We start from the raw sequence: 26,950 nt of genomic DNA on the forward strand, positions 1-26,950 counted from the left end.
AAGATGCGCTTGAACAAACAAATAAGAAAATCAAAAAGTTAATACAAAGTCAACTGGAGCAGTGGATCTCAGGCCTACCTAATTATATCAAGGCTTATTTACCGATTTCACTCTGCGAAAGTTGAGTTATTTATTATCATAAACTGCTATCCATTTTTATTAAAATCCAGATACATTACATAACCTCTGTTCAAAGTCATTCTCAACCAATAATCATAAGAGCCGTATCCTCTTAAATTATCGTCTTTTTTAAATTTCAATTTTTCAAAAGTCCTTATCAATTCTTGTTGAGTTATATCGGTCATCTTAATTGGAACAAACTTTACTTCTGCATTAGTCTTTCTGAAATTAATTTTTCTCTATTTATCTAGGTCATATTTATTAAACCTTACTTGAGAATTACTCCTCTTTTAATATAAATAATGATTAATAGTTATCTTAACATTACTGTATTGTGAATAATATACAAACTAGTATATTTGTAACTGGAATTAAAATGTAAAATAGTATATATAACACTAGAAATATTTAGTGCCATTAACTTAATATGTAAATGTATCACAAATATTCTTGAATGGAGGGAGTGTTTAAAGGATGTTTAGAGTTATTTCAAAAATATTTTTATTCATAACTTTAATTTTAATTTCAATAACTGGTTTGAATCTTAAAGTTCAAGCGGAAGAAAATGATAACGTTGATGTTTATAGTCCCGAGATAGAGACTATTACCGAAACTATCTATCTAGAGATTAGTAATAACTATACTAAACAAATTGCAACAGAAACTTTTGAGGATATTCGAGAAAAAGCACAAGCATCTTATGATGAATTAAATGAAAATAATATCAATTATTCCGAATCTAAAGCACAAAAGGAATCTAATTTTACTCAAAATTCAGCCACTCCCTCTTCAATTACTAGTTATGTAGAAATAGATAGAGTTACAACATATAATAGCGTTACAAACAACATTAATTTAAAATCTACTATTAAAAGCATTATTGGTAGTACACCAACTATAATATTAACTGGTAACCACTTGTACAGTAGCAAGACTTTAGAAGGTAGTTATTCAAAGGTTACTGGATTTGATGTTGAATGGACAGGCAGCAATATTTATGTCGGAAAATCACATTCTATTGATTATAAAGTAACATCTTCTAACTTTTGGATAACTAAAGGCACTGGGGTTACAGGCTATGCAGGCATAGGTACAAAATCGACTTCTAATCAATCCGATCCAGTTTTAACAAATAAGAAAGCCAGTATATATCCAACCGTTTACAATTCTCATGCGAGGACTTATATGCCTCGCCCAACTCAAGCTAATATGTCTGTTGTACCATTAGAATCAAGAGTACCTTGGGATAATACTCTAAGAGGAAGTTATATTTCTGCTTATATAGGTTCCTATGGAAGTCCTTCTTGGGATTGGGCAGCTTATGATATTCACCATGTAATTCCTAGAGAATACGGAGGTACAAACCAGTTTTCGAATTTATTCCCAGTACCGAGAACTGTACATCAACAAACTATAAACCCATGGTGGTCTGCTTACTAAATTTGACGGGGGGAGTAATTTGCACTTTATAACGGAATCTTTAAAAACACTTAAAAATCGTTTAGATCCTAACAATAAAATTGTAATTTATGGGGAAAAAGGAGTTATTAATGAATCTATATGCTTTTTTAACTCACCTGCCTATGAGGATGAAATATTACAATTTGAGAAAGAAAAGAATATAAAATTACCAGAAGATTACAGACTATTTTTAAAATTTTGTAATGGAACAAAATTATTCCAAATAATGATAGGTGAAACAAACATAGGTGGTGGACTTGAGTTATTTTCATTAAATGAGATAAAACAACATTCAGTTAATATTCGACTACCATTTCTACCAATAGGATACGTGTCTGAGAATTACGTTACAATAAATGTAGATAGTATTAAAGATAACTCTCCCAATTATTTGTTTATTAGTAGCTTTTTGGAGTCTAGGTCACTTAATTTAAATGTAGAGCTTTTTATAGACAGATATATTACCTCTCAAGGATCTAATTTTTGGGATTGGCCAATCTATTCAGCAAAAAACTTCTATAACTCCTAGAAAATATAACTGACTCGCAAAATTACTTTTGCAGTAAGAACAATTAATTCAGCATGAATGTTTATACGCAAAAAGCACACTTCCTCAAATTTGAAGTGCACCATATTATATAGACAGTTTAATAAAAATTATGCCATAATGAATACGGTGAAGAGATGACTTCGGTATGCTGCCATGGTCATCTTTTTATGTCCTTTGTTCAAGAGATAACATATATCATAAGTTTCAAGAGGTTCTTCATCTTTAATTTTTCAATCTATTTATTTTCAAACCTCAATTACATCTTGCCTTTAATAACTCTACACACTACTCGCTGTTTTTTATCAAATATCTTTCCCAGATTCTATAATCACTATCAATTTCTTTGACCTTCAAGGAGATAGGATGGTAGATATATTTGTATATCGCTTTCATCTTTTGGCCCTTGCGCATTTTCAATTTAACTAGATAATAAGCTAATTCATATATATGTATTGCTTGTATTGTTTCTAGACTTGATTCGTATTTATCACACTAACCTGAATTATGCGGAGAGAATTCGAATCCCTGGAACAAAAGTATAAATAATCTTTCGTTTTAATATGGGATAGTGACTTAACCTCTACACAGTCATCCTTAATATCCTGCGCAGGATTATAAGAGGTATAGACAGCAATTTGGGATTCATTAAAAATTGAGAACATCTTTACGATAGGAAGCCCAGCCTTCATTCATAACCTTCGTTTCTAGTTGTGGCCAGAAGTATAACATCTCTTCACGCATCATTGTTAATATATCACGTTGCCATTCTTCTAACTCACGACTATATTCTTCGATAAATAATAACAAATCCTTCTCAGGTCTTGGTGGGAACTTCTTCTTTCTTTGGCGAGTAAAATGATCTTCACTGTTTGGCTGATCAATATTCCACAGATCATCATAAGGAGTTTTTGGTTTTAAGATTATTTCCTCCTCTTCTTCGAAGTCACTGTACATGAGCTTCGGTCTTAGTAGTGATGGATCAATATGCTCTTGGATTGCCAGTACTGCATCTAAAAATTGCTCCACTTCATCTTTTCCATATAAAATTTCATATTGTGCTATGCGTTCAGCCGTGGATGTCATACTTTCAACCATATCTCTTCTTGTATTGGAAAAACGCACATTATTTTTGAAGAAATCACAATGGGCTAATACATGGGCAATAATTAATTTGTTTTGCGTTAGTGTGTTTGTATCAAGTAAAAATGCGTAACAAGGATTTGAATTAATAACCAGTTCGTAAATTTGGCTTAAACCAAAATCGTATTGAAGCTTCATTTTATGAAATTGTTTACCGAAGCTCCAATGAGTAAAACGGGTTGGCATACCATAAGCACCAATTGTATAAATTACATCTGCCGGGCAAATTTCATAGCGCATTGGAAAGAAATCTAACCCAAACCCAACGGCAATCTCGGTTATTTCATCAATCGCTTTATGAAGCTGTTTTTCCATAAAATGAATCCCTCCATCCTCCGATATATTGGGAACGTTTAATTTGCAAGGCTATATTAAGCCTCAACTGGTTTTTGGAAAAATCTTTTTAGCGCTTCGTATACATCATTTTTTTGTTTTAATATATAGTATCTGAATTTCGGGTCATCAATTTTACGATAGACACTCATTAACGTTGAGTAACGATTATGTGCATTGACTTCCCCATATCCAAACATGCTCGATACTTCCATTAATTCTTTTACTAACTTCAAACATTTTTCATTATCCGTTGAGAAATTATCACCATCTGAAAAATGTACAGGATAAATATTGAAACGCTTAGGATTATATTTTGCGTTCACTAATTCAAGTGCCTTTGCATATGCTGAGGAGCAGGCTGTACCTCCACTTTCCCCTTTAGTGAAAAATTCTTCCTCTGTTACAACTTTTGCCTCTGTATGATGGGCGATAAATTCAATATCTACATATTCATATTTAGTCCTTAAGAAACGTGTCATCCAGAAGAAAAAGCTTCTTGCACAATACTTCTCAAATGTTCCCATTGAGCCACTTGTATCCATCATCGCTAATACTACAGCCTTGGATTCTGGTTTAATGACCTCATCCCAAGTTTTAAATCTAAGATCATCGTTGGCAATTGGGGCTATTTTTGCTTCGCCTTTCATGGCATTTCGTTTAATGGCAGTTAAGATCGTTCTCTTTTTATCGATGTTCCCCATAAGACCTTTTTTACGAATATCATTAAATTCAATTTTTTCAATTGTTATATTTTCTTTTTCCTTTTGTTGTAAGTTTGGAAGCTCCAGCTCATTGAATAATAAACTTTGTACTTCTTCTAAACTTACTTCAGCTTCATAGTAATCGTCACCTGGGGAATCACCTGGTTTACTTCCTTTACCAGGACCCTTTTCAGCCGTTCCTCGTTCACGGGCAATGACGTCCCCTACTTTACTGTCTCCTCTTCCTTGACCAACATGTTTTGATTTGTCGTAATTATAGCGAATTTTGTATTCATCTAAAGAACGAATTGGTACTTTAATGACTTCTTTACCATTCGACATGATAATACTTTCTTCACTGACAATATCCGGCAAGTTATTTTTTATAGCTTCCCTAACCTTCTCCATATGACGTTGTTGATCCTGATGCCCTTTGCGATGGAGGGACCAGTTTTCCTTGGAGATAACAAAGTTTTTTTGATCTTCGCTCATATTATCCTCACCCATCTATATTTTTAATTTTCATCAACTTGTGGACAACTCGTCAAAAAGTGCAAATTCTTGGTGAATATTCAAAGAGGAAAAGCACTTTTCTTATAATATGAGAATTTTCTGACATATTTCACTGAATTTGAAAAAAATTAAAAAGAGTGTCCTAGATTTTTTTATTAATCAATTAGATGCTCTTTTTAATATTTTTTTGCAATTAGTTTTTTATAGATAAGTAGTGGGATAGGTTTTAGGTTCTGTATATGGAAATAAGTATCCTGATTCTTAATCAAGAAACAGTTATAACTTTTCCACTTTTTCATTTGAGGAAGCATACTTAACTCTTTGAAGATACGAAGATAATGTCATTAGCACAAAGAAAATGATTAACATAACAAACATGACTGGGAATGGAAATTCATTATAAAAGTAAAATACAAATGTTGTATAAACTATTAAACTTACAATACTACTTTTCCAATAGTAAGCTCTTCTTATTGCAGAATGTACAAACACCCATATAAATAGGATTAGAATGCTTAACCATAAGTTCACCTTAATCATCCCTTTATAAAATTCGGTTCTACTTATATGTCATCAACTTTAGAAGATCGCTCTTACTTTCAATTTTACGTCGCATCATTTCCTAATTATACCATAAATAAATGAAGGGAGAGCTTCTGGTTTTTAGAATTTCCTGAAACTTATTGCAAGGTTTCAAGTAAATATACAATTAAGAGAGTACCCCAACAATAGGGCACTCTCTTTTTATTCATACACCGTACTAATTCTTTTTATCTGTTTAAAAGACTTCCAACATATCGTAACAATTCATTCGCACTTGTTGTGTTGTAACCATATTCATCAACAAGTGTTGCAACAACTTCATTAATCTTCTTAAGCTGTGATTCATCAGGTGTTTTAGATGAAGTTGTAATTTTGACGATATCTTTTAGATCTGCAAATAGCTTTTTCTGTATTGCTTCTCGTAATCTCTCATGAGAATTGTAGTCAAAACGTTGTCCTTTTCTAGCATAGGCCGATAAGCGAATAAGGATTTCCTCACGGAATGCTTTCTTCGCATTTTCAGAAACTCCAATTTGCTCTTCAATGGAGCGCATTAGTTTTTCATCTGGATTCATTTCCTCGCCCGTTAACTGATCACGAAGTTTATTTTTATTACAAAACGCCTCTACATTATCTAAGTAATTATTCATTAGATGTTTCGCAGATTCTTCATAGGAGTAAACAAATGCTTTTTGTACTTCATTTTTCGCAATTTCATCGTATTCACGTCTTGCTACAGCTATATAGTTTATATATTTCTCTCGATCCTCTTGAGAAATCGATGGATGTTGATCGAGACCTTCTTTTAATGAGCGCAGAACATCTAACGCATTGATGGATGGCACTTCCTTACGAATGATAGCAGATGAAATTCTATTGATGATATACCTTGGATCAATACCATGCATACCTTCGTTAGGGAATTCTTTCTTCAACTCTGCTACATCGACATCATTGAAGCCTTCAACATTTTCTCCATCATATAAACGCATTTTCTTCAGTAAATCGATACCCTGTTTCTTCGGAATTTCAAGTCTAGTTAATACTGAGAAAATAGCTGCTGCTCTTAAAGCGTGTGGGGCAATATGAACATGTGCCATATCACTTTCACGAATCATTTTTTGATAAATTCGTTCTTCCTCACTCACCTTCAAGTTATAAGGAATCGGAATAACGATAATACGTGAATGAAGCGCTTCGTTCTTTTTATTAGCGATAAAGCTGCGGTACTCTGTTTCATTCGTATGTGCGACGATAAGCTCATCTGCAGAGATTAACGCAAAACGACCAGCTTTAAAATTACCTTCCTGCGTTAAGGATAATAAATGCCATAAGAACTTCTCATCTAATTTCAACATTTCCTGGAATTCCATCATGCCTCGGTTTGCCTTATTTAGCTCTCCATCAAATCGATATGCACGTGGATCGGATTCAGATCCATATTCTGCAATTGTAGAGAAGTCAATGCTTCCAGTTAAATCCGCAATATCCTGTGATTTAGGATCTGAAGGTGTAAATGTTCCAATACCAACTCGTCTATCTTCTGAGAAGAAAATACGTTCAACTAACACATCTTCAATTCGACCACCATACTCTTGTTCCAGACGCATCGTGTTTAATGGTGATAAACTTCCTTCGATACGGATACCGTATTCCTCATAAAATTCATCTCTTAAATGATGCGGAATGAGGTGTAATGGATCTTCATGCATCGGACAGCCTTTAATGGCATAAACAGCACCTTCATCTGTTCTAGAAAATTGTTCAAGACCTCGTTTTAACATCGTTACAATCGTCGATTTACCACCACTTACTGGACCCATTAGAAGCAAAATTCTTTTCCTTACATCTAGTCTTCTTGCGGCTGGATGGAAATATTCTTCAACTAATCGTTCTAATGCTGTTTCAAGACCATACATTTCTCTATTGAAAAAGTTATATGATTTTTGTCCTTCAATTTCTTCTACACCTGCTGTTCTTATCATATTGTAAACACGGGAATGAGCTGTTTGAGCAATTTCTGGTCTTTCTTTAACAAGTCTTAAATATTCCGCAAAAGTACCTTCCCACTTCAACCTGTCCTCATCTTCACGGTATTTCCTTACCTTGTTTAAGATGTCGATAGTCTTACCTCCATTCTTCATGGCATGGTTTATTAAACATACTATGAAGTTCGAGGGATTATGATTCCAAGTCAAATTCGAATTACCGATTGTTAATTTTCACCAATTGTATATTTCACGGCATATTTCACCAATTCTATCTATATTTTTTATTTGCTTGACATAAGTGGAAAAGCAGTAAATTATTATCCGGGGCAATAAACTTATATAATATAGGTAAATTATGCACTAAAACCATACAAACAACTAAAGGAGTGATCATTATGTCAGAAAATTACTATGACAAAAGTAAAGCAAAAAACATATTCCAATTAAAAGAATTAGCTCCTGAACAACTGAAAGCTTTCCAACAATTCGATGTTGCCGTATTAAAAGACGGTGCACTTTCTAAAAAGGAAAAGGAAATTATTGCTGTTGCTATTGCACATGTTACGGAATGTCCGTATTGTATTGAAACTCATACGAAAAAAGCAAAAGTAGCTGGGGCAACGCTTGAAGAATTAGCAGAGGCTGTTTTTGTCACAATGGCAATAGAAGCAGGTGGTGTTGTAACTCATAGCACACATGTTCACAATGCTAACAATGCAGATGCTCCTGATGAATTGTATGCTCGGTCTAATTTAAACTATCTAAAAGAACTAAATAAATATGCTCCAGATGGATTTAAGGGATATTCAAACTTTAGCCATGTTGCCATGAAAGAAGGTCGACTTTCAGCTAAGTTTAAAGAAATCATTGCTGTTGCCGTTGCAACTGCTACCCAATGTCCTTACTGTATTGATGTACATTCTAAAAAAGCTCTCGAAAAAGGAGCAACCAATGAGGAACTTGCTGAAGCAATTTTAGTATCCTCTGCATTATGTGCTGGTGGAGCGTATGCTCATATGATTCAGATGATTGAAAGCTATAATAGTTAGAGCACTATTAATAAAAAAATAATGGGCTACATTCTTTGATTATAGTAATTAAATCACATGCCAAAAGAGTTGTAGCCCATCTTTATTTTGAAAGAAATATATTAAGTTTTTTGTTTTACAATAAATAAAAAGAAAAAGCCAACTACCACCCTTAATGCCCATTGGATAGCAGTTAACGATTCTTGGCCATGAAAAAAATCCACAATGATTCCTCCGTCTATATATGCTTCATTTATTTTCACCTTTTGCAAATGAATTATTCAATTGGTAATCCAATCTTTAAAATTCGTCATTTTTCGATGAAAATAATGAATATTCGAACGCACCCCTTCATATATTTGACATGGTAATGCAATTGAAAGGAGGATATCATGCATTCTCATTCTCAGTTTAAATATTGGCGCCCTTTCGTCGGCCCTTTTGATCCATGTAAACCAATACGTGTAAAAAGTTATTCAACACCTCCAAACTTATATATGAACTTCCAGCCACCTGGACTACCGCAATTCCAATCTCCTAAACAAGCATTAATGCACGGTACACTTTGGCCACAACTATATAGCCCTTACCCAGATCCTAATAAAGGGGTGGAAAAACCGTGAAGAAGCAATTACCACCTGAGTATTACAAGCTTTTAGAAGAAATCCAAGCCATTGATTTTGTAATCGTTGAGTTAAGCCTCTATCTCAATACTCACCCACATGATATGGAAGCAATAAAACAATTTAACGAAGCTTCCCATCATTCCATGCTTCTAAAAATTGAATTTGAAAAGCAATTTGGACCTTTGATGAATTTTGGAAAGAGTTATTCAAATTATCCATGGGATGTAGATGACTCGCCATGGCCATGGCAAGTTTAGATTGTTTAACATGATTGTTAGATGATAACTGAAGTGAAAGGCTTATTTGGAGAAAGTGAGGGGAGTGAATAGGTAATGTTTTATTACGAAAAGAAGCTCCAATATCCGGTTAGAGTAAGTCAATGTAACCCAATGCTAGCAAAGTTTTTAATTGAACAGTATGGTGGAGCAGATGGTGAACTTGCAGCAGCTCTCCGTTATATGAATCAGCGTTATTCAATTCCTGATAAAGTAATTGGTCTATTAAATGATATTGCGATGGAAGAATTCTCGCATTTGGAAATGATTGCCACTATGATATATAAATTAACGAAAGATGCTACTCCAGAAATGATGAAAGCGGCTGGTTTAGGCGATCATTATTCAATACATGACAATGCGCTATTCTATCATAATGCATCTGGTGTTCCATGGACTGCAGCATATATTCAAGCTAAAGGTGACCCTATTGCAGACCTGTATGAAGATATTGCTGCTGAGGAAAAAGCACGTGCAACGTATCAATGGATTATAGATTTATCCGATGATCCAGATTTAAATGATGGTTTGAAGTTCCTACGTGAGCGTGAAGTGATCCATTCTTTAAGATTTAGAGAAGCAGTTGAAATATTAAAAGACGAACAAGGTAAGAAGAAAATATTCTAAGAAATAAATTTCTCCCCTCGCATTAGCAAGGGGATTTTTTATGTTAGAATGACAAAGATTATATTCTTGTAAACTCAATATCTACCATAAGGAGATATAGTTTATAAACAAGCTAGAAAGATTGGTGTAGAACATGAATTCAAAAGCATTAATACTAGCACTTATTACCGTTCTTATATGGGGATCAACATTTGCAGCAAATAGCGTTAGTTTAAATGGAGGATATTCACCTGGACATTTAATACTAGTACGATTTATCTTAGCATCTATTATCTTCATCATTATTGCGATGATTCCAAGGGTTAAATTCAGATTACCTGCTAAAGAGGATTTGTTAAAAATATTCCTATTAGGAGTACTAGGAATAAGTGGTTATCATATTTGTGCTACTTTCGGTCAAGTTACAGTTAGTGCAGGAACTGCAGGTTTATTAATAGGATCTGGTCCAATATTTACTACACTTTTTGCTATGTGGTTCTTGAAAGAGAAATTAGGAAAAGTAGGTTGGTTTGGGCTAGCATTTGGTCTTTTAGGTATTGTCATCATCTCAATCGGTTCAGGAGATTCCTTTGGTATTTCACCAGGAGTGGTATTTATCATATTAGCCGCTATTGCGACCTCTTTATTTTTCGTTTTTCAAAAGCCATTATTTACAAAATATACAGCTATTGAATTAACTGCTTACTTTACATGGGCTGGAACGATTCCGTTTTTCGTCTTTGCGCCTGGGTTACTAACGACAATCCAAAACGCATCTCTTGAGGTGAATATGACGACAATTTATATAGGAATATTCCCTACAGCTGTTGCCTATTTAACTTGGGCTATTGCATTGTCACTATCAGCAGCTAGTTCTGTTTCAAGTGTACTTTATCTTGAGCCCGTTATTGCAATAGTAGTTGCTTGGATTTGGATTAGTGAATTACCTTCCATGATGTCTATTTCAGGGGGGATCATCGCTATTACAGGAGTTATTATTGTTAATTATTTTGGAAAACGTCAGTCAATTATTGAACAAAGAACACTCGAATCCACTACAAAGTAAAAAATCCTTCCTAATGTTCACAGCATTGGGAAGGATTTTTAATTTATTTTTCACGGTATACTATATAATTCAAGATTTGTTTTAGATAAGTTGTGTTTCGCGGAATATTTTCTAATGATTCGATTGCATCGCAATAGTGATCCCACATTGCTTTTTTGGCTCCATCTATCCCTAAAATAGATACAAATGTTGAATTGTTATTATCTACATCAATCCCAACTTTTTTACCGAGTAATGTAGAGTCTCCTTCCACATCTAACAAATCATCTTTAATCTGAAAAGCAATTCCGGCGTGTCTAGAGAACACTTTTAAATAATCTATTTCCTGTTCAGTTGCTTGGGCTAAAATAGCAGGCATGATTAGACTAGCCTCAAATCCTAAACCTGTTTTATAAAAACTAATCGTATTTAACTCTTTTAATGAGAGCGTCCTACCTTTTGACTCTAAATCCATCGCTTGACCTTGACACATTTCAGCAGTCATTCTCGCAGTATATTGTATAAGCTTCACTACAGATTTCGGGTCAAAATTCTCCAACGAAGCTTGCTCTTCAAATGCTTTTTGAGTTAAAAAAAGTCCAGCAAGTTCAGCAGTCGCTACATTAAAAATTTGGTGTACGGTTGGATGCCCTCTCCGAGTTGAAGCATTATCTTGTGATGGTAAGTCATCAAAAATCAATGAAGCAGTATGCATATATTCTAATGATCTTAGAAGTGGGAAAAGATTAAATTCATCTAAACCATAAACTTTAACTCCCATAAACCAAGTCATGATTGGGCGAAGTCGTTTTCCACCACTATCAAGACTATAGTTAGCCGCATCTATTACAGATTCTTTGACATGAAAACTAGAAGAATCAATTTTTAACTGGGCATTTATTTTTTCTTCAATCTCTTTAATTGTATCAGAGAATTCTTCTTGTTCTTCCTTCTCCTTATTAAAGGAATTTAACATTTGATCTCTTAAAAGCTTGTCATAAAAATCAACATCATCTGCTCTATTAACCATTTTCTCAATTAATTTTTGTAGATGACTATTCTTTAAGGCAAAAAGGTTCATGACCATTTCATATGTCTCTATTCCGTTCTTCTCTTTAAAACGCTTCAATCCATTTATCGCTCTATCCAATAGTACTTCTCGTGTTTTTTCGTCAGATCGATAAACATTATGAATTAAGTTCGCAATGACCGTCCAATACATTTCAAAAGGATTAACTAAATCCTTCCTTGTTTGATGATATTTTAAATAGTAAGTATAAGGCGTAACAGCTCCATCATTCTCATCTTGAAACATATCAGCGAAATCATCTGCTAGTTGATTGTAAATTCCATATAAAAAGGTTCTCTCTTCAAACCCTTCGTCTTCTTTTACATTGGTCATTGTTCGAGCAATTAATCTTGAGGATGAGGATTTTAATATGACAGGAACATAGATTTCTTCATTGGTATATTGGGAATTGGATAGATCCTTATTACGATCTACCTCTTGTGAATGAAAGAACACATAGGATTGCTCGTAGAATTTAATTTGTTCCTGCTGGTAGTTTCTCATATATAGAAATGCCTCTTTTAATTCGGCATGAATATAGTTCATGAGCTCTTTATTTTTCCCGTTCCATTCTCCAAAATCGGGAACAACGCCTGTGATTAATGTTTCTCTTATTAAATTTGAATATCTCTTTTTTTCATCAGGATCTAAAACATTTGAATCTAGTAAATCATCTATAAATGGATATGTTAACCCATATGAATAGCCTAATCGAATAGCTTCCTCAAATTTTCGTGAACGTTCATCTTCTGTATAAGACTGATCCATCTCTTCATTCATATGAAGCATAACACCAGCAATGATCTTAATGAGTTTTCTTCTTGCATTTAGAGCGTCCATCTCTTCTGGAAGGTTTTTCGTCACCTTTTGTAGTTTTTCAAACAACCAAATCATCGTCGTTTCTACTTTTTCTTTTTGAGCTTTACGATACATACCTTTGAAACTAAACAACTCAGCAAATTCATCATTTTTTGTTTGATGAGGTTTTTTCATCTGTTCGATTAAGTTTGTAACTATTTCATCGATTCGTTTTTGTGTTTCAATAGAATCTAAAGTTCTACCTAAATCTCGTAAAAAAATATAAGCAACACTTCGTTCTAAATAACTTCTCAATTTTCCTTTGTATTCTAACCAATTAATATATTGATGGTAATTTAGGCTCTGCCGTGGGTCCTTCTTACCTCGTAAAAATGAGAGTATTGCAGTCCGAAAATGAACATGATTCTTTTTCCATAACCGTATATCTTCAGTTAAAGAATGGATATAGGATTGTTTTTGAATTTGGTTATTTAATAAAGTGAAATAGCGCAATGCCTTTTGTTCTTCTTCTAAAGTAACTCTATTTGTATCAATTACGTATAAATCATTATTCATTAAACTCACCTTTACATATATACTGTAAACCTTCCGAACTAAGACACTGTACTTTAATATATATTATTATTTAAAACATTTTAATACGCATAAGTGAAACTTCAATTAATGAAGTGCCAATCTTAAATTAAACTTAATATAGATAAATAAAGGGCTTAACCAGCTAAACCGATTAAGCCTCATTTACTATTATTACTTTTTTATGTTTATATTTCCATTATGTGTTTCGAGTTGGATTAAATTTTTTCCATTTCCAACCACTGTGTCGAAATGTTCTGATCCAAATACTTCGATATTACCATTATGCGTTTTCAATTGATATGTCACATTCGTTGGTTCGTGATCTGTTAGAATTGTTACATTCCCATTATGTGTTTCAAGGCTAATTGGTTCATATAGTTCATTTTTTGTAATACGTACATTTCCGTTACTCGTTTCACCTATGATTTTCCCTGTACTATTTTCTAGAATGATTTCCCCGTTATTGGATTTAAGGTTAATCAATGAACTCTTAACATCTTTTACAATAATTTTCCCATTGTTTGTTTTCATCTTAAGTTCTTTTGTTTCAACATCATTCACGTCAACCTTACCATTATTCGTTTTAGCTTGAATCGATTCATACATATCTTTTGGTAGGTAAACGTTTAATGTAGGGGTTTTAAAAGAAAAGTCAAATGCAAACCAGCCAAACCAAGGTTTCTCAACTTCAATATCAAGTGTATTCCCCTCAATATCTACATTTAGTCGATATTTTTCTTTATTTACTAGTTCTACAAATGCCTCGCCATCAGTTATTTGTAAGTTAATATCAGCATTATTTGTATCAATCTCTATATGATCAAATCGTTCTGTTTCAAGTGCTACCTTTTCTTTCCCTCCCGCTGTAAAGAATCCTGTTATAACACTAGATAAACTAATTCCTATTAGAATGACAAGTAAAATAATAATATACGATTTCTTCATGATTTATTTCGCCCTTTCTCTTCTGCTCGATATCTATATGATAAAGAAAAGCTAATGAAAGCAACATGACCCAAATAAGTAACTTCTTCTAAGTCTCTAGTCTTAGATGGGCACTTCCAGATCGTCAAAAACCTTTGAAACTCTACTTGTGTGCAACTTTCCGTATGTATGTCCTTACTTTATGAAATAAAAAATTTAAAAACTACATCCGCCATAAGAAGCAAACGTAGTTTTAAATGTCTTATTAATTTTTCACATTATCAAGAACATCATCAATTGACTTTGCGACAGTATGTGCGATTGGCTTCCATTCAACTTTCTTAAATAGTGCTACAATTGCAATTGGAATGTACGTAAACATGAAGAATGGAAATGTAAATGAATACCAAATCTTTTTCCAACCAGTACTGTGAATTCGATTCCATTCAGTAATCGTCGTAAGAATTCCCATAAAGAATAAAATACTGTAATACCAAAGGAACGATTTCAAAATAGACATCGTTGTCACTAAAATAATGTCCTTTTCATTGATAAAACCGAAAATGGCAGCAAAATAAAAGCTACTATTTACAGCAATACTAAAACAAGTGATTAACATCGCAGGCATGAGTGTCATAGCCATATCATAACAAGAAAATCTATTCCCTCTATTAAATAAAATTCCACTAAATAGTCGCTTGCCATAATGATTAATTACTTGATAAAAACCTTTTGCCCAACGTAATCGTTGGTGCCATGATTGTTGAAACGTAATTGGCTGTTCATCATAGAGTACTGCATTACGACAATAGCCAATTTTGTCGCCTTGAAGAATTTGAGAAACAGAAAACTCTATATCCTCTGTCAATAAATGATGGACCCATCCACCATTTTCTTTGAATAAATCAGCTTTTACTAAAAAACCAGTTCCAGAAATTGCACAACTATTATTCAATCTCATTCTTGGTAAATTCAAATATTCAGCTTCATGTAAAAACCACAGTCCATAACCTGCCGAAATCCAGTTTTGATCGTAATTTTTTGAATTACGATAACTTGTAATCACTCGATAACCTTCATTGAATGTCTTATTCATTTCTGAAATATAGTTTTTATCTAGTAAATTATCTGCATCTAACACTAAGTAACCATCGTATTTTTTATGTGAGAATTCTTTTTCAATGAATTTCAACATAAAATCTAATGCATAACCTTTACCAACCTGTTCAGTATTAAATCTTTCTTTTACTATCGCACCTGCTCTTCTTGCGACAACAGCTGTTTGGTCGGTACAATTATCTGCAACAACAAAAATATCAATTAATTGTTTCGGGTAATTTTGTGCATGGATACTATCAATCAGTTGGCCAATTACCACTTCCTCATTTCTTGCTGCAATAATGACCCCTATTTTATGGAATTTAAGTTCAATATTATTTAACTCACGTGCCCGTTTTGCTTTAAACGCAATAAACATATAAACGATTTGATATAAATACATCATTGCAAATAATAAAAACATAGCGAAATTAAAGTTTTCTATAAAGTTCGTAATTTGAGAATTCAAGTTTATGCCTCCACATAAAACATTTTAAAAATTCTTTTCCAATTGCTTTAAAAACTTTGTTGTAATAATATTAGACGTTCCAAAAAATGAAAAGTTCTATATTTAAATGTAAAAATTGTTAATTTATAATTAATCATTGTAAATTTGCTATTTATACCATTATTTACCCAATCCTGATGATTATATCCATAACATTGAACAAAAATGCATTTTATGTAATTTTTTGTTTGGAATGATTACTTTTTACTTATTTCCCCAAACAAAAAAGCTGTGTAAATGGACATTATTATCTATATACACAGCACATCGTATTATATTATTTTGTATTGTTTTCTGCTTCCCATTTCGCCACTTCTTCACGGACGATTGGAGCCACCTCTTTACCTAACAGTTCGATTGATCGCATTACATCTTCATGCGGCATTGAACCAACTGGACAATGAAGCATAAAACGGGTTACCCCTACATGTTTACGAAGATAGATAATCTTCTCAGCTACTGTTTTAACATCCCCTACATATAATGCACCTTCTAGACTGCGTGCATAGTCGAATGTTTCTTTCGTATATTGTCCCCATCCGCGCTCTCTTCCAAGAACATTCATAGCATATTGTGTTGGAGGGAAGAACTTATCAACCGCTTCCTCTGTTGTTTCAGCAACAAAACCATGGGAATGAGAAGCAACGCTAAGTTTTGAAATGTCATGCCCCGCTTGTTCTGCAGCACGATAATATAACTTTACAAGCGAACCAAATTGAAGTGGACTGCCACCAATAATAGCAAGAGCAAGAGGTAGTCCCAACACACCAGCACGTACAACAGATTGAGGTGTTCCACCACTAGCAATCCAAATTGGAAGATTTTCTTGGACAGGTCTTGGATACACACCTCTATTTGGAATTGAAGCGCGGTGCTTTCCTTCCCAATTAACAATTTCGTTGTCACGAATTTTTAATAGCAAATCTAACTTTTCATCAAATAATTCATCATAATCCTTCAAGTCATAGCCAAATAACGGAAATGATTCGATAAATGATCCACGACCAGCCATAATTTCAGCTCGACCATTCGATATAGCGTCTACAGTTGAAAACTCTTGAAAAACTCGTACAGGATCATCAGAAGAAAGAACTGTCACTGCACTTGAAAGTCGAATATTTTCCGTTCTAGCAGCTGCTGCAGCTAATAAAACTGCTGGTGTTGAACACGCATAATCTTTTCGATGATGTTCCCCCACCCCATAAATATCTAATCCAACTTCATCAGCTAATACGATTTCTTCTACTACTTCACGTAAACGTTCAGCATGACTTTTTACTTCTCCAGTTTTGACATCAGGTGTTGTTTCAACAAATGTTGTTAAACCTATTTCCATTTTGACTCCCCCTAGTAATATATCCTTTATGATTTCCTACATTTTCTACATTCCATTTCATCATACATTACAAATTGTATACCTTCCAAATTTCCTGTTTCTTGTTTAGATGACGGTTTCTTTAAAATGCGACCCCATTTTATAGAAAAATATCATGGACTCTAATTTTTTTGAGAGAATTTTACATTATACGTATGTTTCATCTACTTGGAAAAGAATATTAACAGGACTTATATGGTTATGATGTAACTAACCATTCACAATGATTAGTAAACATTTATTTTAGAGGCTTCATTCGGAGGGAAATTTTCATGAATCTATTACAAGTACGAAAAGGTCAATTTGTCTATTACAACAATGAGTTACACAAGGTATATTCAGTGAAAACTATGTTTAAACAATCCGTACATCTAATTCGCTTGCGAGATATGACACAACAGTTGTGTATTGCAAAGGAGATCGAAAAATACCAACCGAGGGAACATGATAGTTTTATTTTCAACAAAAAACGTTATACCTTGAGCAAAGAACGCACTGCCCAAGTTGGTGACTATATATTAATAACGAACCCAGATCCTGATTACTTAGATAACTATTCACTAAATGAAATTGAAGTTGTTGCAGTAGTAGAATCTAAAGGGGTTATTACAAAAAACTCAAATGGGATTAAACATAGCGAATATTTGTTAATGATTCCAGGTAGATTTGAATATAGTAATCCTATTGATTATCAGGATAAAGCATTATCTGTTGATGATGATATTAATGAAAATAACTCAGAATATGACGATGAGTCATTACCTTCTATTGGTGATGTATATAAAAAAGTTGATAATGGTTTAGAAGCTATGGTAATTGCCATTCAAGGGAACACCGTTTTTCTAGGTGGTGGTTTCCAATTACCACAAGAAGATTTAATGAATAGTGAAAAGTGGGAATTTCTTTATAACATATTAGATCAATAATAATTGAAAAAATGGGCTGTTTTGAAAGTTTAGCTTTCAGAACAGCCCATTTAAGTTAAAAATTATTGGTAACTAAGTATTCGTAGAAGAGTGATGTGGCACTCGTTAAACGACCATCTTCCGCTTCTACTAAAACATATCCCCATTCATAATCATTTAAATGCAATGCCGTTTTATGATGATCAATAAGCTTTACATTTCCATTTACTTCGTAAAATTGCTGCAACTTTTTTTCATTTTGTTCATTTGGTGATAAGTCTGTAATAAATAAAAATGTGTCAGGATTATCATTTTCTAGGAAGTATTCTATTTCCCGATTTAAAGATGCAATAGAATTATAACGGACTTTTACATCTTGTCCAAAGGCAAGCTTTGCTAAAATTCCACACCCCACTCCATCCAAATCATTATGGGATAATAATTTATACATGTTACACCTCAAATCACTTGAATCAATGAGTTAATTTTCGTTCTACATTTCTAAGGATGATTTTACTACGTGGTATGCTTGGGAATTCATTCATTTCATAGGATAAATCCTGCTTTGGAACCTCGTAGTCCATATGATTTACTAAATAATCTAAACTAATTTTCATCATTTCAATTGTTAGTTGTTCTCCCGCACAGCGATGTCCAGTTAAATACTCTCCACCACCTTGTGGTATAAAGCTAAAACGATCATTTCCTTGGTCAGCAAAACGGTTTGGATTAAATTCTTCCGGATACAACCATAAATTTTCGTCATGGTTTGTACCGTATAAATCCAAATACGCTAACGTATCTTTTTTAATTCGATAATCTCTCCAAGTAAAGTCTTGTTTAACTTTAGCTGCAACAAATGGGAAAAATGGATAGAATCTACGAACTTCATCGATAAACATATACGTGTACTTCTCATCAGCATTTTTTAACTTCTCATACTCATCTGGATGTTGAATGAGTGCATGAGCAACAAAAGCAATATAAACGGATATTGCTACAATTGGTCTGTATATATTTAACATTTCAACCACTACAACGGATGGGTCTAATAATTTCTCATCGGCATCTTTAGCCCAAGTAAATTGGTGTAATGCTGTGTCTTCTGGTGGTATGAGTTTACCATCTCGAATCTTTGTCACTAATTCCATCATCCACTTTTCGACTTTATTTTGAGCATTTCTACCTTTCCAATGTAAAGGCCCAACTGCTCCAGCACCTTCAAACATTTCACTTAATTCTTTTGTTAGCCAGTCTACCTCTTCCTCTTCAACGAGCACACCAGCCCATAAACATGCAACTTTACAAAGTAATTCTTTTACTTCCTCATATAGAACGATTTCTTCTTTCTTACTCCACTGATCCAAAGATTGTTCCCAATATTGGACTGCTATCTCTTGGAATTTTCTTATATTTTCCTCGCCCATGATGGACATAATCATTTCTTTTCGGCTGCGATGTTCTTCCCCGTCTAAAGTTTGAACACCATTTTCACCAAACAAGGTTTGTACTATTCGGTTCGGTGCAGCACCTTCTCTTTTAAATAGATCTTTATCATAAAATACTTGTGCTGCGTCTCTTCCACTCATACATAATGATTTTCTCCCCATAATACGAGTTTCAAAAATTTGAGAATTAAAACTTCTCTTCCTATTCATAATGAACTCGTATCCTTCTTTTAAAAGGGGCATTGTATGGTCTATTCCTTCTTCTCTTGGTATTTGATTTTCTGGCATAATGACATCTCCTTTTTATCTAGTATCGTTATTGTTTGTGAATGTTCAAAAATTACACATTCTCCGTCACCATTCATAATTTGTGCAATTTTTGTTGATACTATTAGAAAGACGTCATTCTTCTTAAATTTAGTTGAATGTATGTCTCGACTTTGTAGGTTTTTCACTGGTTTGACTATGGACAAATAATTATTAAGGGATGACAGCTATGAGTCGACAATCATCGAAAGTAAAAGAAAACAAAATTACATTATTATTACTACTAAGCATATTAAGCTTTGGTATTGTAATTTCAATTTTAAATTTCCTATCCATCGAACCAAGTCTAACGGATCTTCAATTTTACTTAACATTACTAGTCGTAATAGCATTATTATTTAAACCATTACGTATTAATTTGCTTTACATGATAAGCATTGTTGTAAAATCAATGTTGAATATTATTAACAGGTTCATTTTACGGAAGGGTTATACGAATAATGCAAATAACGTTAGTGAACTAAATTGTATGGAAGTTGTACAATTTCTTAAACCAATATTCGAGAAACAAGGCTATCACACTGAGTTAGCAAATAATTCGAAAGAGCTAGAAGCGGACTTAATTTTAAGAAAAGGTTCAAAGACATTCGTAGTTCAGACAAAACGAAAAAACCACAAAGTTGGCACAAAAGTACTTCACGATGTTGTAGGAATAGTTAGACAATACAGCGCAAACGGTGCAATTGTTATTACGAATCAATATTACACATCGTCTGCCAAAAAGTTTGCTAAAAATAAAAATATTAAGCTAATTGACCGGGACGAGCTAATGAAAATGTTAAAAACAACAAATAGAAAATACAGATTTGCAACTGCTTTATCATTCATCTTAAACAAATAGAAATATACAAAACAGGTGCTAGTTGCCCCACAATTTAGAATCATTTCTGAAATGTGTAGGTGACTAGCACCTTTATTATGTTATCCTTTCATATATACATTTTTATGGAAGGTGGCAACTTATCAAACTTTTATATGAAGTTGATACGAACATGGCACAAGATATTGAAGCAAAACGTTTCAGTGAGGTAGAACTTTTTTTAGGAACCGTTCTAAAATATGCAGAAAAACACGGATTAGAAGCTCCAGTTAACAAAATGTTATACGAAAAAATTATTTCCAAAGAATGTGAATATGTTCGCTATAAGATGGCCATAACTTTATCGAACGAAGAGATTGTAATAATTTTGAATAATAAAAGGCTGATTCCAATAAGAATCAACCTTTCTAAATATATCTTTTTATTCGCTAGGAGTTCTACCTCTTAATTGTGCTTCAGCCATTTGCACAAGGCGTTTGGTAATCTCTCCACCTACTGAACCATTAGCGCGTGAAGAATTATCTGCCGATAACTGAACACCAAACTCTTGTGCAATTTCATATTTCATTTGATCCACTGCTGCTTGCGCCCCAGGGAATACTAACTTATTTGAACTGCCGTTGTTAGAAGCCATTTCTTTCACCTCCTTGTGTCATTTAGAATGCACCAGGAGGCTTTTTTAATACATTGTAAAATATTTATTATTGTTATGGATTTTAAACTATCCATTTTTCATCTGTATTAATAGTTTTCAAAGAAATTTGAATGTAATTAATCTTTAATGGCAATTTTTAAGTTAATAAAATTCCAAACTAAATTTCAGAAAAAAGTTCCCCTAGTCGTTTCATTCCTTCTTCAATTTGGTCTGGTGAACTAGAAGAGAGGTTTAAACGCAAATGACGAATCCCATCGTCTGGGTTTTTACAAAAATGAATTCCAGGTACGAAAGCTACTTTATAATCATTAACAGCTTTCTTAAATAGTTCCAAAACATCTGGTTTACCCGGTAGTTCAACCCAAATAAATAACCCACCTTCAGGTTCTGTATATTTCGTACCTTCAGGGAAATATTTTTGAATCGCATTTAACATTGTTTTTAAACGCACTTCATAAATTGGGCGAATTTTTTCGAGATGCCCTGGTAATAGTCCACGATTTAAAAATTCCGCGCAAATTTCTTGTGACAAATTAGACGTATGTGTATCAGCACCTTGTTTTGCAACCGTTAACTTCTGAATAATCTCCGGTTCAGCTAAAACAGTACCAACACGTAATCCTGGAGAAATAATTTTTGCAAAACTATTTAGTAAAACAACATTTCCAGTTTTATCAAACGTTTTAATATTTGGAACTGTTTCTCCTTTAAATCTTAAATCACAATAAGGATCATCCTCTAATACGATAAAATTATGTTCACTCGCAAGCTCTGCAACTTTTTGACGTCTATCCACAGGTAATGTTCTACCAGTTGGATTTTGGAACGTTGGAATTGTATAAAGCATTTTTGGATTATGCTCTTTAATTTTCGCCTCTAAATCTTCAACAATTATGCCCTTTTCATCCATAGAAACAGGAATACATTTTACAAAGTATTTATTAAACACTGAGAAGACACCTAAAAATGTTGGAGATTCAACTAATACAACATCACCAGGATTTAGAAATACATCAGCTAATAATTGAATTCCTTGAGAAGCACCTGTAGTCACAATGACATTATCAACTGTCGCATTAATTCCTTTTGGTTTAGCAATATGATCAACATATGCTTGTCTTAAAGCTGGCCATCCTTCTGTAATACCATATTGTAAAATTTTCGGACCCTTTTCTGTTAATGCTTGATCTGTAATTTCTTTAATCACTTCAATTGGAAATGATTCATTTGCTGGACTTCCGCCTCCAAAAGAAATAATTTCAGGATCTGCTAATGCTTTAAAAATTTCGCGAATAGCGCTAGCTGAAACTTGTCCCATTCGGTCTGCGAATTGATACATAACTGATTTCCTCCTCTAATACAATCCATATCATCTATTTATTATTTAGAATCTAACTAAGTAGTTTTCGATATCGTAATGAACGATTATTTAATATTGTATACCTTATTTTTTAAAATTGTATAAATAATTTCCAATTGTCTTGAAATAGTTCGCAATTTACCAGAAACTTGCTATCGCTATGGAAATATAGAGGTAACTATTTTTAAGAAGCTTTTAAAACTTTTTTATATGACCCACAGCTTGTACGTTTTAATTCTACTCTTATAATCATACATTTAATTACTATTATTTATTGTTATTAGAGAGGAGTATCTTTGTGGCAAAAAAATCACATGATAGTTATGATTTAGTCCTTTATTCAATTGGACTAGCATTAACATTTTTAGTGTTTTTATTATCTAGATGGTTATCAGGGTCAGTAATGAAAGAAATTGAGTCAGGCACTTCATTAGTAGACCTTGTTTTCGACGGAAGTGATCAAATTAGTTTTTTATGGAATTTACTATTACCTACCCTTTTACTCTTCACGGGAATTTCCATTTTACTAGTATTGTTATGGCAAATGGTTAAATCAATTGTTACTAGACATGATTCTAAATTTAATAAACTACTCCTAATATTAATTGTTCATGTAATTGTCATCGACCTGTTATTTGCCTTCAAAAATGGTTGGCAATTACTGTTGTTAAACTTTCAATATATAATCATTACAGGTATTCTTCTTTTCTTATTTGCTTCTACTGTTCGATATTTTGTTAAGGTAAAAAAGAACTAACAAATGATTAAATACATAAATACCTTCAAAATGATAAAAGCCCAAAATCCACAGAGATTTCGGGCCATTTTTATTTAATAAAAACAACGGTATCACCAATATTATATATTTGGAAAACTCGTTCTCCTTTATAATCCCAGCCTAATTGTACTTTTCCGCTATCTAACATACTTTTGATTTCTTCTTTACTTACTTCCCCTGTATATAAAATAATTTCAGCTTCATGAACAAATTGAGCACTTTTTTCATCATTATATTCCTTATATTTTGCCCCTAAATATAAATCGCTTCCGAGCAATTCAGTAATATATTCGGGAATCTCTACTTCTAGGTTTTGAATCTCTCTTGGATAATTTACTTTTAATGAAAAAGATATTTCTTGAAACTTACTTTTATCCGAGTATTTTTCTTTATCATATAATATTAATTATTTATATGTTTCTTCATCGATAGGAGTAATTTCAGTACGTATTAATACCGCAGGGTTAATTTGAAAATAAAGATAGCAGCCTGCGACGATCACTCCTAATAATGCGTAACAAAGGATTTTTAAAGTTATTTTATGTTTCATTTAATCCCTCGCATTCGATAGATGTAGTTCTACTAGTACAAATCAAACCCAATATTCATTTCTATAGTTATCCTATATGCATAAAATTTACTTTTAATTAATAAAATAAATTAATTTTGCAAATTTAACTGTTCTATATTATCGTTGATAATTTTCTAAAAATTTTGTTTAGGCTATTGCTTTTCATGGAGAATCGATGTATTATTTTAATAATTAAATTTAATACATACTTATTTCAAAAAATTTGAAGTAAGGATAGAGGCGCAAAAACCATTAGTACACTTTTTGAGGATGATGAGATCCGATGATAACTGTGGAAAGGGGAATTTGCCGAAGTTTCAAGAACTCTCATTGGTCTTGAAGCTGGTTCTGCATTGAATAAGTGCAGGATTGTCATATAGGAAACTATGTGGAGGGCTATCTTACGCGAAGAAATGAAGTCTATTTCTAAGCAACAACGACCCTTCGTTGTTGCTTTTTTGCGTTTATTTTAACGCCCTTCTCCCTCTATTTTTTTTTAATAAAAAGTTAAGGATGTGGAGAAGAATGAATTTCGGAAATATTTTAACGGCAATGGTAACTCCTTTTGACCAACAAGGTGAAATTGATTGGCAAGCAACTGAAAACTTAATTAACTATTTAATTGCAAACGGTACTGACGGATTAGTTGTATCGGGTACTACTGGTGAATCACCAACGTTATCTGATGAAGAAAAAATTCAATTATTTAGATTTGCAGTAAAAGTAGTAGATGGAAGAATTCCTGTCATTGCAGGTACAGGCTCATATAATACAAGAGCTTCAATTGAACTAACAAAACAAGCTGAAAATGCTGGTGTTGATGGCATTATGCTTGTTACACCATACTATAACAAACCTTCTCAAGAAGGAATGTACGAACACTTTAAAGCAATTGCTGCTGAAACGACTTTACCAATTATCCTTTACAATATTCCTGGTAGAAGCGTTGTAAATTTATCTGTTGATACAGTAGTTGAGCTTTCTAAAATTAAAAATATTGTTGCTATTAAAGAAGCAAGTGGCGATTTAAGTGCTATGTCTGAAATGATTGAAAGAACTCGAGATGGATTTTCACTATACAGTGGAGATGATGGGCTAACAATCCCTGTGTTATCAATTGGGGGAACTGGCGTTATTTCAGTGGCATCTCATATCATTGGAAATGAAATGCAAGCAATGGTTAAAAAATTCCAACTTGGTAACTTCCAAGAAGCGGCTCGTGATCATCGTCGACTTCTTCCAGTGATGAAAATTTTATTCGCTACACCTAACCCAACTTCTGTAAAAGCGGCTCTAAATTTAAATGGTATTCCTGTTGGTGGTGTTCGACTTCCAATGACACCATTAAATAATGAACAGCTAGTTTCATTACAAAGAGTTTTAGATAACCACTTACAAAATGAAGTTTTGTCTTAATAGATTCAGTAAGAGTGTGGGTCAGTTAGCCCCACTCTTATTTTTTTGTTCCATGTTTATAAGAATTAGTAGATAATTAGTTGAAAGATAATTTTGACAATAGGGGTGTCACTTATGAATACATATAAAATCGCAGTTATTCCTGGAGATGGCATAGGAAAAGAAGTTGTTCCTGCTGCCATTGAAGTATTAGACAAAATCGCTGAACTTGATGGTCGTTTTAAATTTGAATGGACTTATTTTCCTTGGGGTTGTGATTACTATTTAGAACACGGGGTCATGATGCCAGAAGACGGTATTGATACATTAAAACAATATGATCAAATCTTTCTTGGCGCAGTCGGAATGCCCGACCTTGTACCAGACCATATTTCACTTTGGGGGTTACTAATTAAAATCCGCAGAGGAATGAAACAATCGATAAATGTACGTCCCGCTAAACTTCTAGCTGGCTTAGAATCACCTTTGAAAAACCCTCAAAACTTCGACATCACTGTTGTTCGTGAAAATTCAGAGGGAGAGTATTCAGATAGTGGTGGCCGCATTCACAGTGGCTCTGATGAAATCGCGATTCAAAACGCAGTATTCACAAGAAAAGGTACAGAAAGAGTTATGCGTTATGCTTTTGAATTAGCCAAACACTCTAGAGGACATGTAACAAGTGCAACGAAATCAAATGGTCTAACATATTCAATGCCATTTTGGGATGAAGTTTTTGAAGAAGTAAAACTAGAATACCCTGAAATTAATACAGTCTCTAATCATATTGATGCTTTAGCAGCCTTTATGGTCATGAAACCACAAACATTAGATGTAATTGTTGCTTCGAATTTATTTGGTGATATTTTAACAGACCTTGGTGGAGCTATTATGGGTAGTATCGGCATAGCACCTGCCGCAAATTTAAATATCGAACGCGAATATCCTTCAATGTTTGAACCGGTTCATGGCTCAGCACCTGACATAGCAGGAAAAGGAATTGCCAATCCTATTGGCCAAATTTGGACTGGAAAAATGATGTTAGATTTCTTAGGATATCATGAAGCTGGCACACGCGTATTGGACGCAATTGAAAAAACACTCGCTTCTGGCATTAAAACTGGAGATTTAGGTGGAAGATCTACGCTTGCGGAAGTAACTGAAGCTGTTATTAGTAATTTATAAATGAAATGTTAAGGCGCGGAGCCCCTTTCTTGGAAAGGGGTTTTTTTAGTGAGTTTTGGGGGTAATAGACAGGTCGGTCAAGTTAATAGACAAATCCCCTCGGATAATAGACAATTTTTTGGTGATATTTGACAATCTTGCTCTTTTAATAGACACATCTATTTTTATAGGAGATCTTGGCCACTTGATGAACAGAATATTC

25 protein-coding genes, 2 pseudogenes and 1 riboswitch are annotated in these 26,950 nt (G+C 33.4%); of the genes and pseudogenes, 13 read left to right on the top strand and 14 right to left on the bottom strand.

The genetic code is table 11. The features are described 5' to 3' along the window. Positions 1-594 precede the first annotated feature (594 nt). A complete protein-coding gene (locus ACOQFO_RS02340) occupies positions 595-1,560 on the top strand; it encodes a hypothetical protein (protein ID WP_421688111.1) in 966 nt (321 codons plus the stop codon). 19 nt (positions 1,561-1,579) lie between these two features. After that, a complete protein-coding gene (locus tag ACOQFO_RS02345; protein WP_421688112.1) occupies positions 1,580-2,110 on the top strand; it encodes an SMI1/KNR4 family protein in 531 nt (176 codons plus the stop codon). Positions 2,111-2,800: 690 nt separating this feature from the next. Here the strand turns inward: ACOQFO_RS02345 and ACOQFO_RS02350 are convergent. The 4 genes and pseudogenes from ACOQFO_RS02350 to ACOQFO_RS02365 all read right to left on the bottom strand — a co-directional run. Beyond that, positions 2,801-3,586, bottom strand: a pseudogene (locus ACOQFO_RS02350) (SpoVR family protein); the annotation flags it as partial. A 56-nt stretch (positions 3,587-3,642) separates the two neighbouring features. Further along, the gene (gene yhbH, locus ACOQFO_RS02355; RefSeq protein ID WP_421688113.1) at positions 3,643-4,800 is read right to left on the bottom strand and encodes a sporulation protein YhbH; all 1,158 of its coding nucleotides are present in this window, start codon (positions 4,798-4,800) and stop codon (positions 3,643-3,645) included. A 297-nt stretch (positions 4,801-5,097) separates the two neighbouring features. Further along, the gene (locus ACOQFO_RS02360; RefSeq protein WP_421688114.1) at positions 5,098-5,352 is read right to left on the bottom strand and encodes a hypothetical protein; all 255 of its coding nucleotides are present in this window, start codon (positions 5,350-5,352) and stop codon (positions 5,098-5,100) included. 239 nt (positions 5,353-5,591) lie between these two features. Beyond that, positions 5,592-7,487 carry a PrkA family serine protein kinase gene (locus tag ACOQFO_RS02365; protein ID WP_421688171.1) on the bottom strand — a complete coding sequence of 632 codons (1,896 nt, stop codon included), beginning with the start codon at positions 7,485-7,487 and terminating at the stop codon, positions 5,592-5,594. Positions 7,488-7,750: 263 nt separating this feature from the next. Between ACOQFO_RS02365 and ACOQFO_RS02370 the strand changes: the two genes are divergently transcribed. The 5 genes from ACOQFO_RS02370 (at position 7,751) to ACOQFO_RS02390 (ending at position 10,956) form a co-directional block, all read left to right on the top strand. After that, positions 7,751-8,404, top strand: coding sequence for a carboxymuconolactone decarboxylase family protein (locus tag ACOQFO_RS02370; RefSeq protein ID WP_421688115.1), 654 nt, complete (start codon positions 7,751-7,753; stop codon positions 8,402-8,404). Between the two features lie 371 nt (positions 8,405-8,775). Beyond that, entirely contained in the window at positions 8,776-9,006 is a 231-nt protein-coding gene (locus tag ACOQFO_RS02375; RefSeq protein WP_421688116.1) for a spore coat associated protein CotJA, read from the top strand. Beyond that, entirely contained in the window at positions 9,003-9,266 is a 264-nt protein-coding gene (locus ACOQFO_RS02380; protein ID WP_421688117.1) for a spore coat protein CotJB, read from the top strand. Before ACOQFO_RS02375 ends, ACOQFO_RS02380 begins: the two co-directional genes overlap by 4 nt. A gap of 75 nt (positions 9,267-9,341) precedes the next feature. Beyond that, a complete protein-coding gene (locus ACOQFO_RS02385) occupies positions 9,342-9,911 on the top strand; it encodes a manganese catalase family protein (RefSeq protein ID WP_421688118.1) in 570 nt (189 codons plus the stop codon). A 133-nt stretch (positions 9,912-10,044) separates the two neighbouring features. Further along, entirely contained in the window at positions 10,045-10,956 is a 912-nt protein-coding gene (locus ACOQFO_RS02390; protein ID WP_421688119.1) for a DMT family transporter, read from the top strand. 43 nt (positions 10,957-10,999) lie between these two features. Here the strand turns inward: ACOQFO_RS02390 and ACOQFO_RS02395 are convergent, their stop codons facing one another. The 4 genes from ACOQFO_RS02395 to ACOQFO_RS02410 form a co-directional block, all read right to left on the bottom strand. After that, positions 11,000-13,378, bottom strand: coding sequence for a polyprenyl synthetase family protein (locus tag ACOQFO_RS02395; protein WP_421688120.1), 2,379 nt, complete (start codon positions 13,376-13,378; stop codon positions 11,000-11,002). Positions 13,379-13,570: 192 nt separating this feature from the next. Next, positions 13,571-14,344, bottom strand: a complete 774-nt coding sequence (locus ACOQFO_RS02400; RefSeq protein WP_421688121.1) for a DUF4097 family beta strand repeat-containing protein — start codon at positions 14,342-14,344, stop codon at positions 13,571-13,573. A 244-nt stretch (positions 14,345-14,588) separates the two neighbouring features. Then, positions 14,589-15,890: a glycosyltransferase family 2 protein gene (locus ACOQFO_RS02405; protein ID WP_421688122.1), complete on the bottom strand. Its 1,302-nt coding sequence runs from the start codon at positions 15,888-15,890 to the stop codon at positions 14,589-14,591. A gap of 316 nt (positions 15,891-16,206) precedes the next feature. After that, complete coding sequence (locus ACOQFO_RS02410) at positions 16,207-17,265, bottom strand: LLM class flavin-dependent oxidoreductase (RefSeq protein WP_421688123.1); 1,059 nt, start codon at positions 17,263-17,265, stop codon at positions 16,207-16,209. 311 nt (positions 17,266-17,576) lie between these two features. Between ACOQFO_RS02410 and ACOQFO_RS02415 the strand changes: the two genes are divergently transcribed. Beyond that, positions 17,577-18,230: a hypothetical protein gene (locus ACOQFO_RS02415; RefSeq protein ID WP_421688124.1), complete on the top strand. Its 654-nt coding sequence runs from the start codon at positions 17,577-17,579 to the stop codon at positions 18,228-18,230. Between the two features lie 67 nt (positions 18,231-18,297). Here ACOQFO_RS02415 and ACOQFO_RS02420 read toward each other — a convergent pair. Beyond that, a pseudogene (locus tag ACOQFO_RS02420) lies at positions 18,298-18,660 on the bottom strand (oligoribonuclease); the annotation flags it as partial. A 22-nt stretch (positions 18,661-18,682) separates the two neighbouring features. After that, entirely contained in the window at positions 18,683-19,945 is a 1,263-nt protein-coding gene (locus ACOQFO_RS02425) for a cytochrome P450 (protein WP_421688125.1), read from the bottom strand. A 208-nt stretch (positions 19,946-20,153) separates the two neighbouring features. Here ACOQFO_RS02425 and ACOQFO_RS02430 point away from each other — a divergent pair, with 208 nt between their 5' ends. Together ACOQFO_RS02430 and ACOQFO_RS02435 are read left to right on the top strand one after the other, a co-directional pair. Beyond that, positions 20,154-20,825, top strand: a complete 672-nt coding sequence (locus tag ACOQFO_RS02430) for a restriction endonuclease (protein ID WP_421688126.1) — start codon at positions 20,154-20,156, stop codon at positions 20,823-20,825. Between the two features lie 121 nt (positions 20,826-20,946). Continuing rightward, positions 20,947-21,252, top strand: a complete 306-nt coding sequence (locus ACOQFO_RS02435; RefSeq protein WP_421688172.1) for a ketopantoate reductase family protein — start codon at positions 20,947-20,949, stop codon at positions 21,250-21,252. Here ACOQFO_RS02435 and ACOQFO_RS02440 read toward each other — a convergent pair. Together ACOQFO_RS02440 and ACOQFO_RS02445 are read right to left on the bottom strand one after the other, a co-directional pair. After that, positions 21,226-21,438, bottom strand: a complete 213-nt coding sequence (locus ACOQFO_RS02440; protein ID WP_036184910.1) for an alpha/beta-type small acid-soluble spore protein — start codon at positions 21,436-21,438, stop codon at positions 21,226-21,228. The two genes, ACOQFO_RS02435 and ACOQFO_RS02440, sit on opposite strands and share 27 nt — an antisense overlap. 178 nt (positions 21,439-21,616) lie before the next feature. Further along, positions 21,617-22,798, bottom strand: a complete 1,182-nt coding sequence (locus tag ACOQFO_RS02445) for a PLP-dependent aminotransferase family protein (RefSeq protein WP_421688127.1) — start codon at positions 22,796-22,798, stop codon at positions 21,617-21,619. A 319-nt stretch (positions 22,799-23,117) separates the two neighbouring features. On the opposite strand from ACOQFO_RS02445, the gene ACOQFO_RS02450 reads away from it, so the two are divergent. Then, positions 23,118-23,576 (top strand): hypothetical protein, encoded by a 459-nt coding sequence (locus ACOQFO_RS02450; protein ID WP_421688128.1) that lies wholly within the window; start codon positions 23,118-23,120, stop codon positions 23,574-23,576. A 70-nt stretch (positions 23,577-23,646) separates the two neighbouring features. On the opposite strand, the gene ACOQFO_RS02455 is transcribed toward ACOQFO_RS02450, so the two are convergent. Both ACOQFO_RS02455 and ACOQFO_RS02460 read right to left on the bottom strand, forming a co-directional pair. Continuing rightward, complete coding sequence (locus tag ACOQFO_RS02455) at positions 23,647-23,874, bottom strand: hypothetical protein (RefSeq protein ID WP_421688129.1); 228 nt, start codon at positions 23,872-23,874, stop codon at positions 23,647-23,649. 129 nt (positions 23,875-24,003) lie between these two features. Next, entirely contained in the window at positions 24,004-24,147 is a 144-nt protein-coding gene (locus tag ACOQFO_RS02460) for a hypothetical protein (protein WP_421688130.1), read from the bottom strand. Between the two features lie 248 nt (positions 24,148-24,395). Then, positions 24,396-24,575: riboswitch (Lysine riboswitch) on the top strand. A gap of 118 nt (positions 24,576-24,693) precedes the next feature. Between ACOQFO_RS02460 and dapA the strand changes: the two genes are divergently transcribed. Both dapA and ACOQFO_RS02470 read left to right on the top strand, forming a co-directional pair. Then, positions 24,694-25,584 carry a 4-hydroxy-tetrahydrodipicolinate synthase gene (gene dapA, locus ACOQFO_RS02465; RefSeq protein ID WP_421688131.1) on the top strand — a complete coding sequence of 297 codons (891 nt, stop codon included), beginning with the start codon at positions 24,694-24,696 and terminating at the stop codon, positions 25,582-25,584. A 114-nt stretch (positions 25,585-25,698) separates the two neighbouring features. Next, positions 25,699-26,748 carry a tartrate dehydrogenase gene (locus tag ACOQFO_RS02470; RefSeq protein WP_421688132.1) on the top strand — a complete coding sequence of 350 codons (1,050 nt, stop codon included), beginning with the start codon at positions 25,699-25,701 and terminating at the stop codon, positions 26,746-26,748. The last annotated feature ends 202 nt before the right edge of the window (positions 26,749-26,950 follow it).

It is taken from the genome of Ureibacillus sp. MALMAid1270, assembly GCF_049202975.1.
In the GTDB taxonomy this organism is placed as follows: domain Bacteria; phylum Bacillota; class Bacilli; order Bacillales_A; family Planococcaceae; genus Ureibacillus.

Excerpts from the sequence above, each read along its gene's own strand:
- ACOQFO_RS02440 (WP_036184910.1), bottom strand. The coding sequence starts at position 21,438 with ATGGCTTCTAACAACGGCAGTTCAAATAAGTTAGTATTCCCTGGGGCG.
- ACOQFO_RS02390 (WP_421688119.1), top strand. The coding sequence starts at position 10,045 with ATGAATTCAAAAGCATTAATACTAGCACTTATTACCGTTCTTATATGG.
- ACOQFO_RS02410 (WP_421688123.1), bottom strand. The coding sequence starts at position 17,265 with ATGGAAATAGGTTTAACAACATTTGTTGAAACAACACCTGATGTCAAA.
- yhbH (WP_421688113.1), bottom strand. The coding sequence starts at position 4,800 with ATGAGCGAAGATCAAAAAAACTTTGTTATCTCCAAGGAAAACTGGTCC.
- ACOQFO_RS02470 (WP_421688132.1), top strand. The coding sequence starts at position 25,699 with ATGAATACATATAAAATCGCAGTTATTCCTGGAGATGGCATAGGAAAA.
- ACOQFO_RS02385 (WP_421688118.1), top strand. The coding sequence starts at position 9,342 with ATGTTTTATTACGAAAAGAAGCTCCAATATCCGGTTAGAGTAAGTCAA.
- dapA (WP_421688131.1), top strand. The coding sequence starts at position 24,694 with ATGAATTTCGGAAATATTTTAACGGCAATGGTAACTCCTTTTGACCAA.
- ACOQFO_RS02370 (WP_421688115.1), top strand. The coding sequence starts at position 7,751 with ATGTCAGAAAATTACTATGACAAAAGTAAAGCAAAAAACATATTCCAA.
- ACOQFO_RS02340 (WP_421688111.1), top strand. The coding sequence starts at position 595 with ATGTTTAGAGTTATTTCAAAAATATTTTTATTCATAACTTTAATTTTA.
- ACOQFO_RS02375 (WP_421688116.1), top strand. The coding sequence starts at position 8,776 with ATGCATTCTCATTCTCAGTTTAAATATTGGCGCCCTTTCGTCGGCCCT.
- ACOQFO_RS02400 (WP_421688121.1), bottom strand. The coding sequence starts at position 14,344 with ATGAAGAAATCGTATATTATTATTTTACTTGTCATTCTAATAGGAATT.
- ACOQFO_RS02425 (WP_421688125.1), bottom strand. The coding sequence starts at position 19,945 with ATGCCAGAAAATCAAATACCAAGAGAAGAAGGAATAGACCATACAATG.
- ACOQFO_RS02395 (WP_421688120.1), bottom strand. The coding sequence starts at position 13,378 with ATGAATAATGATTTATACGTAATTGATACAAATAGAGTTACTTTAGAA.
- ACOQFO_RS02415 (WP_421688124.1), top strand. The coding sequence starts at position 17,577 with ATGAATCTATTACAAGTACGAAAAGGTCAATTTGTCTATTACAACAAT.
- ACOQFO_RS02430 (WP_421688126.1), top strand. The coding sequence starts at position 20,154 with ATGAGTCGACAATCATCGAAAGTAAAAGAAAACAAAATTACATTATTA.
- ACOQFO_RS02460 (WP_421688130.1), bottom strand. The coding sequence starts at position 24,147 with ATGAAACATAAAATAACTTTAAAAATCCTTTGTTACGCATTATTAGGA.
- ACOQFO_RS02445 (WP_421688127.1), bottom strand. The coding sequence starts at position 22,798 with ATGTATCAATTCGCAGACCGAATGGGACAAGTTTCAGCTAGCGCTATT.